This is a genomic window from Prevotella disiens (assembly GCF_900454955.1).
Classification (GTDB): Bacteria; Bacteroidota; Bacteroidia; order Bacteroidales; family Bacteroidaceae; genus Prevotella; species Prevotella disiens.
In genome coordinates this window covers 306,051-323,398 of sequence record NZ_UGTL01000002.1, presented here as the reverse complement: position 1 = coordinate 323,398, position 17,348 = coordinate 306,051, and the positions used below count along the sequence as shown (strand labels likewise).

Genomic DNA, 17,348 nt, shown 5'->3' with positions numbered 1-17,348 from the left:
AAATGCAGATTGAAGTTTTAAAAAGTAAACTCCATTGTGTTCAAGTTACAGAGGCTAATTTGAACTACATAGGAAGTATTACAATAGATGAAGATTTAATGGACGCGGCTAACATGATAGCCGGCGAGAAGGTTCAGATAGTGGATAATAACAATGGTGAACGTTTTGAAACCTATATTATAAAGGGAGAACGGGGCAGTGGTTGCATTTGTTTGAATGGGGCAGCTGCACGCAAAGTTCAAGTGGGCGATACGGTTATCATTATCAGTTATGCGCTAATGGACTTTGAAGAGGCGAAACATTTTAAACCAAGTGTGGTTTTTCCAGAGAATAATAGGGTGTAAGAACGATTGCACCAATTCTTTTATACAATAGCGCAGTGGGTTTCTTAGATAAACTCACTGCGTTGTTGTTGCGTTTCAAGCTTGTACAGAACGGACAAAAACGTCCGCCCCTATGTGGGTTTGCTGTGTGCGGAACGGAATAAATTTCGCCCCTACAAGGGTTTGCTGTGTGTGGAACGGAATGAATTCCGCCCCTACAAGTATCTTGCGTAAAGATATTGCCAACGAGCGTAATGCCAACTTGTTTCCTTGTAGGGGCGTGATTTATCACGTTCCTATCAGCAGTTTAATGATTTGCATGATACAATGTGGTCTTGTAGGGGCGTGATTTATCACGTTCCTATCAGCAGTTTAATGATTTGCGTGATACAATGGGGTCTTGTAGGGGCGTGATTTATCACGTTCCTATCACCCACGTGTTCGTCTTTCCCTATGAGAAACGAAAATCGAGTTGTGTTGTTGCGTTTCAGGCTTGTACGGAACGGAATAAATTCCGCCCCTACAAAGGTTTGCTGTGTTCGGAACGGAATAAATTCCGCCCCTACAAATATCTTGCGTAAAGATATTGTCAACGAGCGTAATGCCAACTTGTTTCCTTGTAGGGGCGTGATTTTTTCGCAAGCTCAACAACTCGTATCACGTTCCTATCAGCAGTTTAATGATTTGCGTGATACAATGGGGTCTTGTAGGGGCGTGATTTATCACGTTCCTATCAGCCACGTGTTCGTCTTTCCCTATGAGAAACGGAAATCGAGTTGTTGAGCTTGCGAAAAAATACGCCCCTACGGAGATTTGCACACGATTTTCAACTATTTTGCAATGGTAGTAAATCGTTTTTTACACTCCATAACCCATTACTACACACACGACACACCTATACTTACTTGATTTGGGTTTCACCATTGTGTACCTTTGCAACAGAAATAGCTGCCACGACACGTTAGTAACGTTGGAAAATCGACCATAGAAGCGGAATTTTTTTTCGCAAGTTCAACAATTCGATTTCCGTTTTACTTTTGTGAAAGATGTTTCTCGACAATATTTAATTCAACATCAACAAAATCTGCAGGTTTCATTCCCTTTTTGTTTCTTATGGTATGTACACATATTCTAACATGGCACGTCGTATGTTGCGTGCAGTGAGCAGTGGCAAAGTGGCAAAAGCTACGAGTGCCACGATGTAAATCCATGCGTCGCTAAGTGGGTATCCATTGAAAATAGTCATTTGATAGACCATATAATAATGTCGTAAAGGTATGAGTTGTGCCATTCCCATTATCATGGGGTTCATGGCAAAGACGGGATAGGTGGCTCCACATGCCGAGAAACCCAATACTCCCCAAAGGCTACAAACACTCATAGACATGCGCAGCGAAGGCATTAGTCCGAAGATGAAGATGCCAAAGCCTTGCGAAGCGGTAACAACAAGAAATGCCAACAGAATGATATTTCCTATTCCACCTGGGTGAGGGAAGTCTAAATAGCCATAGACAAACCATTCATAGCCCAAAAACATGGTAAAAAACACGAGAAATTGGGGCAGGAATTTGCCTGTGATTGCTATGAGAATGTTCTTTCCTGCCATTTGCATCCATTCCCTTGACCGCCCGAATTTTAATTCTGTACCAATAGAATAGGCTGTGATGAGCATTATGAAGAGGATAAAAATTCCTGGTATCATGATAGTCGACAGATAGATATTATAGTTCAGCCATGGGTTTCCGATGGTGTGCATATCTAATGCTATGGGCTGTAGTTTTGTTTTTATTTCGCGTTCGGTTTTGCCGAGCATTTGCATTTTGGCAGAACCGACGGAAGCCGCACCAAGATTGGTGATGGTTTTCAAATCTTTGAAGAGCAATGCGCCTGCGATGAGGGTTACATTGCTATAATAAAATGAAATTTTGGGCTGTCTGCCGGCTACAAGTTTAGCCGTTGTTCCTTTGGGTAGGTACAAGAATGCGTATATTTCGCCTCTTTGTATGGCTTTTCTTGCTTCGTTTACGTTGTTGAAATGTGCCACCACTTTTGTGCTTTGGAACGCATCTAACCTTCTCACAAGGGTGCGTGTTATCATGGAATTGTCGTTATCAACTACTCCGCAAGGCAAATTTTTGGGTTGTCCGTCGCCCATGAGGGTGGTGAAAAAGAACAAAATGATAATCGGAAAGATTATCATGCAGAACAAGTAGATAGGTGCGTGTAGCATTTGTCCTATCTCTCGTGCCGCTATGTTCATAATTCTACGAAACACAATTCACTTTTTTGCTTGCCATCTTGCCGATGACCATACGTTATTTCTTTAATATCACGGACATTCCTGGGCGCAAACCATCAATTCTTTGAAGTGGTTTGGCTTTTACTTGGAATGTTTTTAAATCGTATTGTCCTGTTGATTTTGTCGCTTTCCACACGGCGTAAGTGCCTTGGTCTTTGATAGCGGTAACTTGGAAATCTATTTCTTTTCCGAAAGCAGGAATATAGGCTTTCACTCGTGAGCCAATCTTCATTCCTTTGAGTTGGTCTTCACGAATATTGAACGTTGCCCACACGTCGTTGGTCATGGCAATCGACATGATAGGCGAGCCTAAGCCCACCAACTCGCCCACTTTTGGGTAAATGGTAGACACTTCTCCGTCGGCAGTGGCACGTTGTACGGTTTCTTTCAATACTGATTTCACTACTTGCACCACCTCTCGTGCGGCTTTTGCTTGACTTTTTGCTAATTGTTTCGTTTCTTCTCGCTTGCCACTTTTTGCCAATTCGTATTGCGAAAGTGCTACTTCTACTGCCGATTTTGTGGTGAGAAATGCTGCTTCGGCTTCATCTCTTTTCTGTGCCGACACTACTCCCTCGTTGAAAAGGCGTTGCAATCGTCCGTAAGTTTTTTGTGCTACGTCGTTTGCTGTAAGGGCTTGTTGATAAATCGAATATGCCGTTTTGATGATTTCTTCACGATTGGGGGCTTGGGTTAAGTCGCTCAATGCTTCGGTAGCATTTGCGGTAGCCTCTGCCACCTTTTCTTGTGCATTGGCTTCGGGTATTTCTACCACTGCCAACACATCACCTTTATGCACCATATCACCCTCTTTCACACGGAGTTCGGTGATGCGTCCTGGCAATTTGCAAGCTACTCGGTATTCGCTTACTTCAATTTCGCCTTGTATTACTTCTTCCTCTTTGCCCAATGTGAAATATCCGATGACGGCAACGAGGACTACCACTGTGGCAAAGCCTATGATAGCCAAGAGAATGTTGTTGTGTTGCGATTTTGCTGACATATTTTTTTTCTTGCTTTTTTGTTTGGAGAACTAGGAGAACTAGGGAAACTAGGGAAACTAGGGAAACTAGGAGTACTAGGAAAACTAGTCTGACTAGGGTTCGATTAGTCCTTTCTTAGGCTTTTACAACGCTCCTATTGCCTTTTTGAGTCCTACATGAGCCGTTCTGACTGCAATTTCGGCATCTATGATAGCGGTTTTAGCCGTGAGCCATGCTGTTTGTGCTTGCATGACATCGGTAACGGTCATGACTCCTTCCTTGAAACCAAGGTTGGCAACACGCAGATTTTCCTCTGCCGACTTCATATTTTTGTTGGCTGTCAAAAGCCTTTCGTTGGCATTTTTCAGTCGGAAGTTATTTTGTTCCACTTCCAACCTTATTTTATTTCTTACATCGCTCAACTCCATTTCTGCCATACGAGTAACCCCTTGTGCGGCACGGGTGCGATATTTTCCTTCTCCCCAATTCCAAATTGGCACATGCAAAACAAGTCCAACACTCCAAAGGTCGCGAAATTTTTGTTCGAAACCGTTGAAAGTGTTAGGATTTGTAATGGTGTACCCTGCCGTCAATGCAAGGTGCGGACGATAAAGAGCCTGAATTAATTTTGTGTTTTGACGCGTTATGTCGACCGTATTCTGCAACAATCTCACCTCTGGGCGAGCGTTGTAGGCTGTGTCTACATGGTTATATTGCGTTGGGCTGAGTGCTGTCAGTTCGTCTGTATTTTCGTCTTTCAAACTTATTTCGTTCTCTATGGAGAGTCCGCAGAGTTGGCAAAGTGCCATTTTAGCGAGCGAAATGCCGTTTTTTATTTCCGCAATGGTGAGATTGGCAGTATTGACCGCTACCGAAACCTTTAACCCATCGGCTTTGGTGGCTACTCCTGCCTCATACATTTTGTTCACATTGTCGTTCAATTTTGCTATTAAATCCCGATATTGTGTTGCCAATCGTTCTTTCTTTTTGAGCGAAATGATGAGCCAATAAGCGTTATCAACGGCAAAAAGCACGGTTTGCTGTTTCAGAGCGATGTCGTTTTGCGCCACCTGTTCGCCTATTGCTGCCAAGTCGTTGGCAGCTTTGATAGCCCCGCCCATATAAATAGGTTGTGTTACCATGATGCCTGCCGCATACATGTTTTTGGTGTTGGTGCGCAATTCGTTTTTAATGGTTTCGCCAATGTTGTTGCCTACCTGCGAGAGTGGAGCGCCAATGTTGCCAAGTACTTCGCTAAGGCGTTTCATTGCCTCTGCCGAAATGATGCCTTGTTGCTGGAGGAAGGATAAGTTTTGCCCTATCTGCGCTCCCATTTTGCCCACGGTGGTGGAGCCAAGATTGGTCAATGTTTCCTTTTGCTTATCGTTGAGCAACGACATTTCCCGCGATAAATGTTCGTATCCAGCCATACCCATAACTCGCGGCAAATACTTTGTTTTTGCAGCTTTGTGTGCATTTTCGGCAATTTCTACCGATATGCGCGATATGGCAAGTTGCTTATTGTTTTGCAGTGCCAACTCTCGACAGCGTTCCAACGATAATGTGTTTTGCGCATGGAGTGTTGAAATAACCCCGAAAACAATAGCTATAACCCCAAATAGGTTTTTCATTTTCTCAATCTCAATTTGCTTGCAAAGTTATATAATTTTCCAACCAATGCCAAGCAAATTGTTCTATATTTTCTTTATTTACGTTAAAGAATAGATTTTTTGTTCAAAAAAGAACCATAATTAATTTTTTTTTTTAATTTTGCAATTGAATTTGTATTTGATACAAGATTTATAAGAATTACATTTATGGTGAAACGTGGTTTTTTTTATAGAGTTTTCGACCTCTATTATGATGGATTCAAGAACATGACTTTGGGTAAGACACTCTGGGCGGTGATTCTTATAAAGCTCTTCATCATGTTTTTTATTCTCAAACTTTTCTTTTTTCCTAATTATATTAAGGAGAATGCCAAGAAGGGGAGCGAGGATAAGTTTATAGCAACCGAAATGTTGAACAGAAACTAAGCGAAGTTTTTTGGAGGAAAGCTGAGATTTGTCCGACCAGTCTGACTAGTCCGACTCGTCCAAACACTCCCCTCCAACTTAAACAACCGAAAATTATCATTCTAACAGTAATATTTAAACAGTATGGGAAATCATTTTTTAGCCATTGACCCTGATTTAGTGAATTGGTCGCGCGCTCAATTTGCCCTCACAGCCATCTATCACTGGCTGTTTGTGCCGCTGACGCTCGGTCTTGCACTCATTATGGGTATCATGGAGACGTACTATTATCGTACGCGCGATGAGTTTTGGAAAAAGACGGCACAGTTTTGGCAACGTCTTTTCGGTATCAATTTTGCCATGGGTGTGGCAACAGGTATCATTCTCGAATTTGAATTTGGTACAAACTGGAGTAACTATTCATGGTTTGTAGGCGACATTTTCGGTGCGCCACTCGCCATTGAGGGTATGTTAGCCTTCTTTATGGAGTCTACTTTCGTTGCCGTGATGTTCTTCGGTTGGAAGAAAGTATCACGCGGTTTTCACCTTGCTTCTACGTGGCTCACAGGTTTGGGTGCTACCATTTCGGCGTGGTGGATTCTTGTTGCCAATTCATGGATGCAATATCCAGTTGGTTGTGCGTTCAATCCTGACACGATGCGCAACGAAATGACCTCGTTTTTGGAAGTGGCTTTAAGCCCAGTGGCAGTTAATAAGTTTATTCATACCGTTACTTCGGCATGGGTTTTGGGTGCTTGCTTCTGTGTTAGCGTAAGCTGCTGGTATTTATTGAAGAAACGCCATGTAGAATTTGCCAAAAAGAGTTTGAAGGTTGGCGCAGTGGTAGGTCTTGTTTCGTCGTTGATTACAGCGATTGCAGGCGATAATTCTGCTTACCTTGTTGCCCAAACTCAGCCTATGAAACTCGCTGCAATGGAGGCTTTATATAAAGGTGGTAACAGTCAAGCCTTGACAGCCTTTGCTCTTGTCAATCCATTTACAGAGCAAGAGGACTACACGACACAAACTGAGCCACCAATGAAGATAGCTGTTCCAAACATGCTTTCGTTCCTTGCAACTCGTACAACCAACGGCTATGTTCCAGGTATTCAAGATGTTATCAACGGATATACCAAAGACGATGGCACAGTAGAACCTTCATTGAAAGAAAAAATGGCACGTGGCCAATTGGCTATCGCTGCTTTGAAGGCTTATCGTGGTGGCGAAAAGACCGCAGCAAACGAAAAAGTTTTAAAAGAAAACATGAAATATTTTGGTTACGGCTACATTAAAAACGCCGACCAAACTGTTCCGCCAATTGCCGTAAACTTCTATGCTTTCCGCATCATGGTTGGTTTAGGCACATTGTTTATCTTTGTGTTTGCGTTTATCCTTTTCATTATTTATCGAAAGGACATTACACGCCCTCGTTGGCTACAATTATTGGGCATTGCGCTCATTCCTTTGGCTTACATTGCCAGCGAAAGTGGTTGGTTGGTAGCCGAATTTGGTCGTCAGCCATGGACTATTCAAGACATGCTTCCTACATGGGCATCGGTAAGTCATCTTACTTCGGGCAACGTGGCAACCACCTTCTTCCTCTTTGCCTTCCTCTTCACCACCATGTTGGCGGTAGAAATAAGCATTATGTGTAAACAAATAAAGAAAGGACCACAACTATGACATACGAATTTTTGCAACATTACTGGTGGTTCCTCATCGCCCTTTTAGGTGGGTTGTTGGTGTTCCTCATGTTCGTTCAAGGTGCTAACTCTATGATTTTCCAATTGGGAAAGACAGACGTAGAGCGCCGATTGGTAGTAAACTCAACGGGTCGTAAATGGGAATTTACCTTTACCACGCTCGTAACCTTTGGTGGTGCATTCTTTGCATCGTTCCCACTCTTTTACAGTACAAGTTTCGGCTCTGCTTATTGGGTATGGGTTGCCATTCTTTTCACTTTTATCATTCAAGCTGTAAGCTACGAATTTCAGAACAAAGCAGGCAACCTCTTGGGTGTGAAAACCTTCCAAACTTGCTTGATTATCAATGGTATCGTTGGTCCATTGCTCATCGGTGGTGCTGTAGCAACCTTCTTTACAGGTTCCAACTTCATCGTTGAGAAAGCCAATATCGTCAATGAAATGCAACCCGTTATCTCGCATTGGGCAAACGGCTCACGCGGTTTAGACGTATTGTTGAACCCTTGGGTAGTTGTTTTCGGTATCGCAGTGGTATTCTTGGCACGTGTTTTGGGTACACTCTACATTCATAACAATGTGAACGACGACGCTATCCGCTCTCGCGTGCGCCCACAACTGCTCATCAATACCGTCTTCTTCCTTGTTTTCTTCCTCGCTTTCTTGGTGAAAACATTGCTCGGCGAAGGCTATGCAGTCAATGCAGAAGGCGTTATCGTCATGGAACCAATGAAGTATTTGAACAACCTTTTGGATATGTGGTACTTAGCCGTTATCCTTTTAATAGGTGTTCTCATGGTACTCTATGGCATCGTGCGCACCATCATGCAACCTACTTTCATTAAAGGTATTTGGTCTACTGGCATCGGCGTTGTCCTCGTAGTCATCGTTCTCTTCCTCATTGCAGGTTGGAACAACACCGCCTACTACCCTTCAACAGCCGATTTGCAGAGTTCGCTCACCTTGCAAAACTCAAGTTCAAGCGAATTTACATTGACCGCCATGTTCTATGCGAGCCTCATTGCACCATTCGTTCTCGCCTACATCTTCTATGCTTGGCGCAGCATCGACAGCAAGAAACTCGATAAAGCCGAATTGGGCGACGACAAACACGCTTATTAAACTCGTTTTGGGTGCGTAGGAACGTGATTTTTTCACAAGCTCAACAGCTCGTATTACGTTCCTAACAACTCAAAAACAATAATGAAAAACGTGGAAAATGGACTTTGTTCCGTTTTCCACGTTTTTTTGTTACCATAATCTGGTGTGCGGAACGGATACGAGTTGTTAAGTTTGTGAAAAACCTCCGCCCCTACACCTTTTTTATATATAGGCTGTTTTGCGCTTTAAAACAATAGGTTTTGGAATGCAAAACAGTAGGTTTTGAAAATCAGACCGGTTATCCTGCAATTTATCCCATATTTTTGTGCAAACGATAAAAAATGTAAGCATACCTACAAATAGGCATTGGAGGGATAGAAAATGCCCTCGTTTTGTAATCCAAAGATTGCAATTATTGGTGTATAATCTTAAAGGCGATACCTAAAAGTAGGTATTGAGTGCATAAAACTATTCGTTTTTGCACATCTTAAAAGACTTGTGCAATGAAAAATACTTAATTATAAGTATTGTCAAAAAAAGATAAACCGAGTACCTTTGTAACCTAAAAAATAATAACCAGACCAAGTATCCCATTATAAGGTACTCGGTTAAAAAATTTACTAAATTACAGATATTGTTATGAGAGAAGAATGGAGAGGTTTCACAGGCACAAAGTGGCTTGATGAAGTTAATATGCGCGAGTTTATCCAGTCAAACTATACTGGCTACGATGGCGATGCAGAATTTCTTGCAAATCCAACAGAAGCTACTGACAAGCTTTGGGGCAGATTAAAAGAACTCCAAAAAGAAGAACGCGCTAAAGGCGGTGTTCTCGATATGGAAACAGAAATAGTTTCAAGTATGACAGCTTATGGTGCAGGCTACATTGACGAAAGTATGAAAGACCTTGAAAAAGTAGTAGGTCTTCAAACCGATAAGCCTTTGAAGCGTGCCTTTATGCCATATGGTGGTATCAAGATGGCTGAACAAGCATGTACTACTTACGGCTACCAACCATCAGAAAAGCTCCACGAAATCTTTACAAAATATTGCAAGACCCACAATGATGGTGTGTTCGATGCTTATACTGACGAGATGAAACTCGTTCGCCACAACCATATTCTTACAGGTCTTCCTGATACATACGGTCGTGGACGTATCGTAGGCGACTATCGTCGTGTAGCTCTTTATGGTATCGACTTCCTCATTGCAGAGAAGAAAAAAGACTTGAAGAACTGCGGTTGCGGCGAAATGCAAGACAACATTATCCGTCTTCGTGAAGAAATTTCAATGCAAATCAAGGCGTTGAAAGAAATGAAGGAAATGGCTAAGATTTATGGTTACGATATTTCTAACCCTGCTAAGAACGCTCGCGAAGCAGTTCAATGGCTCTATTTTGGCTACCTTTCAGCTATCAAGACACAAAATGGTGCTGCCATGTCAGTAGGTCGTGTGTCTACTTTCCTCGATATTTACATCAACCGCGACCTTGAAGAAGGTACATTGACCGAAGAAGAAGCACAAGAATTGATTGACCACTTGGTTATGAAGTTCCGCATGGTGAAGTTTGCTCGTATTCCTTCTTACAACCAACTCTTCTCTGGCGACCCAGTTTGGGCAACCCTCGAAATGGCTGGTTTAGGTATGGACGGTCGCCACATGGTAACAAAGAACGACTTCCGTTTCCTCCACACATTGGAAAACATGGGTCCTTCACCAGAACCTAACCTCACAGTGCTTTATTCTCCAGCTTTGCCTGAAGGTTTCAAGAAATATGCAGCAAAGATTTCGGTTAAGACAAGCTCTATTCAATACGAAAACGATGAAGTTATGCGTCCAGTTTGGGGCGACGACTACTCAATTTGCTGCTGCGTTTCAGCAACACAAACAGGTAAGGAAATGCAATTCTTCGGTGCTCGTGCCAACTTGGCTAAGTGCTTGACATACGCTATCAGCGGTGGTGTAGACCACAAAACACGCGAACAATGCGGCCCTGCGTTCCGTCCTATCGAAGGCGATGTAGTAACTTACGAAGAATTTATGCCAAAATTCATGGATATGATGGAATGGTTGGCAGGCGTTTATGTAAACACCTTGAACCTTATCCACTACATGCACGACAAATATTTCTACGAAGCAGCCGAATTGGCACTTATTGATACCGATGTTCGCCGCACATTCGCAACAGGTATCGCTGGTTTCAGCCATGTTGTAGACTCAATTTCAGCTATCAAATATGCTAAGGTAAACATCGTTCGCGACGAAACAGGTTTCCCACTCGAATTTAAGACCGAAGGCGAGTTCCCACGCTATGGTAACGACGACGACCGTGCAGACGAAATTGCAGTATGGTTGCTCAAGACTTTCATCAGCATGATAAAGAAACACCATACTTATCGTGATTCAGAACCAACAACAAGTATTTTGACCATTACCTCAAACGTGGTTTATGGTAAATATACTTCAAATATGCCTGACGGTCGTCCTGACGGTGCTCCATTGGCTCCGGGTGCTAACCCATCATACGGTGCAGAGCAAAACGGCTTGTTAGCTTCTTTGAACTCAGTAGCAAAATTGCCTTACGAATATGCTTTGGACGGTATTTCAAATACACAAACCATCGCTCCAAGCACATTGGGTAAGGACGACGAAGAACGTACAAATACCCTCGTGGGCGTAATGGACGGATACTTCAGCCGTGGCGCACACCACTTGAACGTAAACGTGTTCGGTGTTGAAAAGCTCATCGATGCTATGGAACACCCTGAAAAGGAAGAATACGCTAACTTCACCATCCGTGTCAGCGGTTACGCAGTGAAGTTCATCGACCTTACACGCGAGCAACAAGAAGATGTTATCGCTCGTCAGGCTCACGCTAAAATGTAAGCATTGATTTAAGTTTTTAAAATATTAAAAAGATAATTGGGCAGCTGCCCAATTATCTTTTTCATATTGAGAAAGTCAGACAGGTCCGACAAGTCCGACAGGTTAGACAAAACTACAAACATTATGGCAGAAATCCCCACAATCGACATCTCCACCGAGCAAACCATCAACGCTGATGGCACTCACACCGCTCGTGTACACTCTATCGAAACCTTCGGCTCAGTAGACGGGCCAGGTATTCGCTTCATCGTTTTCCTCAAAGGTTGCGCCATGCGCTGCCAGTATTGCCATAATCCAGACACATGGGAACCAAATTCAGACACCCTCACCACCGCCGACGAACTCTTAGAAAAAGCACTCCGATACAAAAGCTATTGGGGCAAAAACGGAGGTATCACCGTTAGCGGAGGAGAATCGTTGTTGCAAATAGACTTCCTCATCGAATTTTTCAGAAAGGCAAAAGCAAAAGGCATAAACACCTGTTTGGACACATCGGCACAGCCCTTCCGCCGCACAGGTCAGTTCTTCAAGAAGTTTGAAGAACTGATGCAGTATACCGATTTGCTGCTTTTCGACATTAAACATATCGACACTGTCGAGCATAAAAAGCTCACAGGGTGGGGCAACGAGAACATACTCGACTGCGCTCGTTATCTTTCAGAAATCAATAAACCCATTTGGCTGCGCCACGTCCTCGTGCCTACCATTACCGACAACGATGAATATCTGCACCGTTTGCGTGCTTTTATCGAAGAATTGCACAATGTAGAACGCATCGAAGTGCTGCCTTATCACACACTTGGCATTTATAAATGGGAAAATTTGAACCTACCTTACGCCCTAAAAGACATACCAGAACCCACCCCAAAAGCGGTGGAATATGCTCAACGAGTGTTAGAAGGAAAAGCATAAAAAGATAATTTTTATTAATCTTCTGTTCATAACCTTTTCTTGTTCAAAGAATTTCTATACCTTTGTTCCCATAATTGGGTCAATTCTATTTAAGAATGAAAAGGATTATTATTGCTATTAGCCTGTTATGCTTGCCATTTATACTTTTAGGACAGAATAATATAGGAACAAACGACAACGAACAAGCAAACGAAATAGCGCACATATCACCCCCAAAAACTCCAGCGGAAAGGAAAAAGCTGTATGAGTCTTTGGCAATCATGGGCGATGCTGTGAGCCAATATAAACTTGCGCTTTGTTATGACGATGGAATCGGTGTTCCACAAAACTATGGTGAAGCGCTGAAATGGTATCGTAAATCCGCCGAACAAGGAGTGCCACAAGCACAACACAACCTCGGTTTTATGTACGCATTGGGCAATGGTGTACGACAGAGTTGGAAAGAAGCCGCAAAATGGTTTCAGCAAGCTGCCGACCAAGACCATACATTGGCACAATTCGCCTTAGGCTCATGTTACGAAAGTGGCAATGGCGTAGAACAAAATTATGTAGTTGCAGCAAAATATTTTAGAGCAGCAGCTGCAAAGGGATTGCTGCCCGCTGTCAATGCCCTCGCCTCATTTTATTTTGAAGGGACAGGCATTGTGCAAAACTATGAAGAAGCACTAAAATTATACCGTCAAGCCGCCGAACAAGGCTACTCGGAATCACAATATAAACTCGGAGTTTGCTACCAAAAAGGCACAGGAGTGAAAGCCAATATAAACGAAGCACTGAGATGGTTTTTAAGGGCTGCTCAACAAGGATATGCCCCTGCACAAAACGATTACGGCACTTATTTCTTAGATGAGAACAACCCTAAAAAAGATTATCCTACCGCTTTGTTCTGGCTACATAAAGCTGCCGAACAGGAAAATGCACAAGCCATGTACAACATTGCCGTAAGTTACGAAAACGGGTGGGGCGTAGCACAAAGCTTAGAAAATGCCATAAGTTGGTATCGAAAGGCTGCATTGGCAGGCGATGCCGATGCTATGCTGCAAATGGGATTGGCATACGCAGACGGAAGAGGCGTGAAACAAAGTTGGACAGATGCCACTCAATGGCTTTTGAAAGGAGCAGAAGCGGGCAATGCGGAAGCCCAATCCTACTTTGCCTTGTGTCTTTTACAAGGTAAAGGCATAGCAACCGATGCTAAAAAAGCCGTAAAATGGTTGGAAAAAGCAATAGAACAAGGCAACGCAATGGCAGCTAACAATCTTGGATTTTGCTATCTCAACGGATTTGGTGTTGAAAAAGATAAAGAAAAAGCCAAATATTATTTTCAGAAATCAGCCGAAATGGGCTATGAGTTGGCAAAGAAAAATTTAAAATTCATAAAATAAAAGTGTGGTAAATTTGCTCCCTTATGTTCTTGTAAGAATACATTTTTTAAAGAAAATATATACAATAATTTGCAGTTTATGGAATTTTTATTTAACTTTGCTTCATCATTTTTTCAAAAAGCCATAAAATGAAAAGAAAAGTTATATTGTTTGCAGCGTTGCTTTTGCCCCTTTTCGTTTTAGCACAAAGCAATTTAGGCAAGGCGGACGATAAAAAAACAGATGATTTTGTACACGAAAACTATTTTGGAGGGTTTACACCTGAAGAATTTCAACTCTATAAAGATGCTGCAAAGGCTGGCGATGTTGATGCACAATACAACGTGGGCTACTGCTACGAGAATGGTGAAGGAGTGGAACAAAACTATAGCGAAGCCGCAAAATGGTATCGTAAAGCCGCTGAGCAAGGACTCTCTGCTGCACAACATGGCTTAGGATTTCTCTATGCCTACGGTCAAGGAGTGAAAGAGAATTGGACAGAAGCTGCAAAATGGTTTAGCAAAGCTGCAGAACAAGGCTACGGACTGTCTATTTTTGCCATGGGAGCTTGTTACGAAGACGGCAATGGAGTTCCGCAAAACTTTGTAGAAGCCGCAAAATATTACCGCAAGGCAGTGGATAAAAATGTGGTTGAAGCCTACGAAGCACTCGGACGATTTTATTATATAGGTGGTGGCGTGCCGCAAAACTATGAAGAAGCTGTAAAATTATTTGCGAAAGGAGCAGCTTTGAGAAACCCTAATGCGCAATATTATTTAGGACTTTGCTATCATTTTGGCAATGGAATCAAGGCTGATACCACTGAAGCGGTGAAGTTGTACTTGCTATCGGCAGAACAAGGATTTGCTCCTGCACAAAACGAATTAGGTAATTTTTATCTTACAGACCCAACTCATAAAGATTACAAAAAGGCACTTGAATGGCTGAATAAGGCAGTTGCCCAAGACTTGCCTGACGCTTTTTTCAACATGGCACTCTGTTATGAAGAAGGGTGGGGCGTTGAACAAAATTTGAAAACAGCGGTAGAGTGGAATCGCAAAGCTGCTTTAGCGGGCGATGCTGAGGCTATTACAAAAATGGGAATTGCTTACGAAGAAGGAAAAGGTGTTGAACAAAATATGACCGATGCGGTGAAATGGTACCTGAAAGGTGCTGAATTAGGCAATTCGGACGCACAAACCAACTATGCTAAGTGTCTTTTACAAGGCAATGGTATTACGCAAAATTACACAGAAGCCATAAAATGGTTGGAAAAAGCTGTTGCTCAAAAAAATCCAATCGCTATTAATAACTTAGGATTTTGCTATCTCAATGGATTTGGTGTAACTGCCGACCTTGAAAAAGCTGAGCAATATTTTCAAAAAGCTGCCGATATGGGCTATGAATTGGCAAAGGAAAATCTAAAAATGCTAAAATAAAGAATAATGAAGAAATTCTCTACTATCCTTGTGTTACTCTTTGTCAGCACCATTGTGTTGGCACAAGACTTCAATCGCTATTTTATTGATGCCACATTGCGCATCGATTACACGTTTATTGGCAATATAAAGCAACAACATATTGCCGTTGATGAACTCTGTAAGATACCTCGTTGGTATGGTAAACATCAGCGATTGAGCGAATTACCTGTTGAAGGAAATGGACAAATTACCGTCCGCGACCACAAAACGCAAACCATTATTTACCGTAATTCCTTCTCAACTTTATTCCAAGAATGGCTCTCTTACGATGAAGCAAAGACAGCGACAAAATCGTTTGAAAACGTTTTCCTCGTGCCATTTCCTAAAGATACAGCCGACATCACCATAGAATTGCGCGACAATCGCCGTTCTGTGATGACACAACTCACCCATATGGTGGTCCCAAACGATATTCTAATTCGTAAAATTGGGGATAAATCGGTTACGCCATACGAAACCTTGCAGCAAGCAGCCGATACTTCTCGTTGCATTCACATCGCCTATGTGGCAGAAGGATATACCGAAGCAGAAATGCCAACCTTCCTAAACGACTGTCGCACAGCTATGGAAGCACTCTTTGCGCACGAGCCTTTCAAAACTTTACGCAACCGCTTTAACGTGGTAGCCGTGAAAGCTCCGTCAGCCGAAAGTGGCACTTCCAACCCAGGAAAGGGCATTTGGAAGAACACCGCACTGCACTCTAATTTCAATACTTTTTACAGCGACCGCTATCTAACTACGTTGCATCTCAAAGATTTGCACAATTGGTTGGCAGGAACTCCCTACGAACACATCATTGTTTTGGTGAATACTGACAACTACGGAGGGGGCGGAATTCTCAATTCTTACAACCTTTCCATGACACATCACCGTGCGTTCAAACCTGTGGTAGTACACGAATTTGGACATTCTTTTGCAGGATTGGCTGACGAATATGCCTACGACTACGAAGCCATTCCAATGTTTCCCCACGACATTGAACCTTGGGAAAAGAACATTACCACTATGGTCGATTTTAAATCGAAATGGTCGGACATGGTGAAGAAGGGGACAAAGATACCAACCGAGCAGCCTGCCGACTTAGATAAGCCCAATGCCAAGAAAGAAAAGTGGCAAATTGGTGCTTACGAACCAGCTGGTTACAGTATGCACGGCGTTTATCGTGCCTATCCCGATTGCCGTATGCGCACCAATAACAACCCCGAATTTTGTCCTGTTTGCCAGAAAGCAATCACCGAATTGGTGAAGTTTTACACAGAATAAATCAATTTTGCCAACCCTAACAGTCTGATAGCCTCCCTCAACACTCCGTTGGGAAGAAAGAAGCCTCCCCCAACCCCTCCGTTGGGAGGGGAGTGCAAATAGATAGTTGGTGGGGCAGGTGGGAATTGGCAGATGGGAATAGTCGGACAAGTCTGAAAGGTCTGACGAGTCGGACACAGCAATTGATGGTAGGTTGGTGGCTAAATGGTGCAACAAATAAAAAAACTCCCTTCTCCACGCAATTATGGGGAAGGGAGTTTTTTATTTTTCAACTTTGTTGAGCCTTCTGCTCCGCAAGTTTTTTTGACCTCTACGCTTTATTTTGCAGCGATGCACTCAACTTCTACCAAAGCATTCTTTGGCAAAGTCTTTACAGCAATGGCTGAACGAGCAGGGAATGGTTCGTTGAAAAATTCAGCATAAACTTCGTTCATGGCTGCAAAATCGTTCATATCAGAGAGGAAAACAGTAGTTTTCATCACGTTAGCGAGCGAGATACCAGCTTCTTCGAGAATAGCCTTTGCGTTGGTGAGCGATTGGCGTGTTTGTTCTTTGATACCACCAGGAGCAAATTCGCCTGTTGCAGGGTCGATAGGGAGCTGACCAGAAGTGATAACTAACCCGTTAGCTTCAATTGCTTGACTGTAAGGACCAATTGCCTTTGGTGCTTTTGCTGTGTTTATAACTTTCATAATCTTTGGTTTTTATTTGTTTTTGGTTTTCTTTTTTATTGCCTTTGTTTTTCTTTTTTGTCGCCTTCGGTTTGTGTTGAACCATTGTGCCGTAGGTTTTCATGGCAAAGTTAATAATAAATTGTGAGTTTTGCAAAGATTTTTTTGTTTGCTTTTTTGTACCCATATACCTTTTTTCAACCTATTCTGTAAAAAAATAGAAGGTGTGCTTCAAAAAAGCACACCCTCATAGGTTTGAAAACCTGCGGCATATAGCCTTATTGTGATAAGATGTAGAATATCTTATGCTGCAAAAATAAGAATTTTGTTTGGAAATTGCAAATATTATT

Annotated in this window: 14 protein-coding genes; 9 read left to right on the top strand and 5 right to left on the bottom strand. The window is 42.6% G+C overall.

What is annotated here, in order from left to right:
- Positions 1-2 precede the first annotated feature (2 nt).
- On the top strand, positions 3-344 hold the full coding sequence (gene panD, locus DYI03_RS11850; protein ID WP_004357623.1) for an aspartate 1-decarboxylase: 342 nt from the start codon (positions 3-5) through the stop codon (positions 342-344).
- 1,090 nt (positions 345-1,434) lie between these two features.
- On the opposite strand, the gene DYI03_RS11845 is transcribed toward panD, so the two are convergent.
- From DYI03_RS11845 to DYI03_RS11835, 3 genes are all read right to left on the bottom strand, one after another.
- On the bottom strand, positions 1,435-2,598 hold the full coding sequence (locus DYI03_RS11845; RefSeq protein WP_004357641.1) for an ABC transporter permease: 1,164 nt from the start codon (positions 2,596-2,598) through the stop codon (positions 1,435-1,437).
- A gap of 40 nt (positions 2,599-2,638) precedes the next feature.
- Positions 2,639-3,625 carry an HlyD family secretion protein gene (locus DYI03_RS11840; protein WP_021668704.1) on the bottom strand — a complete coding sequence of 329 codons (987 nt, stop codon included), beginning with the start codon at positions 3,623-3,625 and terminating at the stop codon, positions 2,639-2,641.
- A 123-nt stretch (positions 3,626-3,748) separates the two neighbouring features.
- Positions 3,749-5,236, bottom strand: a complete 1,488-nt coding sequence (locus tag DYI03_RS11835) for a TolC family protein (RefSeq protein ID WP_021668703.1) — start codon at positions 5,234-5,236, stop codon at positions 3,749-3,751.
- A 186-nt stretch (positions 5,237-5,422) separates the two neighbouring features.
- On the opposite strand from DYI03_RS11835, the gene DYI03_RS11830 reads away from it, so the two are divergent.
- From DYI03_RS11830 to DYI03_RS11795, 8 genes are all read left to right on the top strand, one after another.
- Positions 5,423-5,641, top strand: a complete 219-nt coding sequence (locus tag DYI03_RS11830; RefSeq protein ID WP_004357622.1) for a DUF4492 domain-containing protein — start codon at positions 5,423-5,425, stop codon at positions 5,639-5,641.
- 123 nt (positions 5,642-5,764) lie between these two features.
- The gene (locus tag DYI03_RS11825; protein WP_021668702.1) at positions 5,765-7,303 is read left to right on the top strand and encodes a cytochrome ubiquinol oxidase subunit I; all 1,539 of its coding nucleotides are present in this window, start codon (positions 5,765-5,767) and stop codon (positions 7,301-7,303) included.
- Positions 7,300-8,442, top strand: coding sequence for a cytochrome d ubiquinol oxidase subunit II (locus DYI03_RS11820; protein ID WP_004357629.1), 1,143 nt, complete (start codon positions 7,300-7,302; stop codon positions 8,440-8,442). Before DYI03_RS11825 ends, DYI03_RS11820 begins: the two co-directional genes overlap by 4 nt.
- Before the next feature lie 618 nt (positions 8,443-9,060).
- Positions 9,061-11,307, top strand: a complete 2,247-nt coding sequence (gene pflB / locus DYI03_RS11815; RefSeq protein WP_021668700.1) for a formate C-acetyltransferase — start codon at positions 9,061-9,063, stop codon at positions 11,305-11,307.
- Positions 11,308-11,430: 123 nt separating this feature from the next.
- Positions 11,431-12,219 carry a pyruvate formate-lyase-activating protein gene (pflA, locus tag DYI03_RS11810; RefSeq protein WP_021668698.1) on the top strand — a complete coding sequence of 263 codons (789 nt, stop codon included), beginning with the start codon at positions 11,431-11,433 and terminating at the stop codon, positions 12,217-12,219.
- 95 nt (positions 12,220-12,314) lie between these two features.
- The gene (locus tag DYI03_RS11805; protein ID WP_021668697.1) at positions 12,315-13,604 is read left to right on the top strand and encodes a tetratricopeptide repeat protein; all 1,290 of its coding nucleotides are present in this window, start codon (positions 12,315-12,317) and stop codon (positions 13,602-13,604) included.
- Positions 13,605-13,732: 128 nt separating this feature from the next.
- Positions 13,733-15,022: a tetratricopeptide repeat protein gene (locus DYI03_RS11800; RefSeq protein WP_021668696.1), complete on the top strand. Its 1,290-nt coding sequence runs from the start codon at positions 13,733-13,735 to the stop codon at positions 15,020-15,022.
- A 6-nt stretch (positions 15,023-15,028) separates the two neighbouring features.
- Positions 15,029-16,327 (top strand): M64 family metallopeptidase, encoded by a 1,299-nt coding sequence (locus DYI03_RS11795; protein ID WP_021668695.1) that lies wholly within the window; start codon positions 15,029-15,031, stop codon positions 16,325-16,327.
- Between the two features lie 317 nt (positions 16,328-16,644).
- Here the strand turns inward: DYI03_RS11795 and DYI03_RS11790 are convergent, their stop codons facing one another.
- Together DYI03_RS11790 and DYI03_RS13525 are read right to left on the bottom strand one after the other, a co-directional pair.
- The gene (locus tag DYI03_RS11790; RefSeq protein ID WP_004357669.1) at positions 16,645-17,019 is read right to left on the bottom strand and encodes a RidA family protein; all 375 of its coding nucleotides are present in this window, start codon (positions 17,017-17,019) and stop codon (positions 16,645-16,647) included.
- Positions 16,958-17,185 carry a hypothetical protein gene (locus tag DYI03_RS13525; RefSeq protein ID WP_025064505.1) on the bottom strand — a complete coding sequence of 76 codons (228 nt, stop codon included), beginning with the start codon at positions 17,183-17,185 and terminating at the stop codon, positions 16,958-16,960. Before DYI03_RS13525 ends, DYI03_RS11790 begins: the two co-directional genes overlap by 62 nt.
- Positions 17,186-17,348 lie beyond the last annotated feature (163 nt).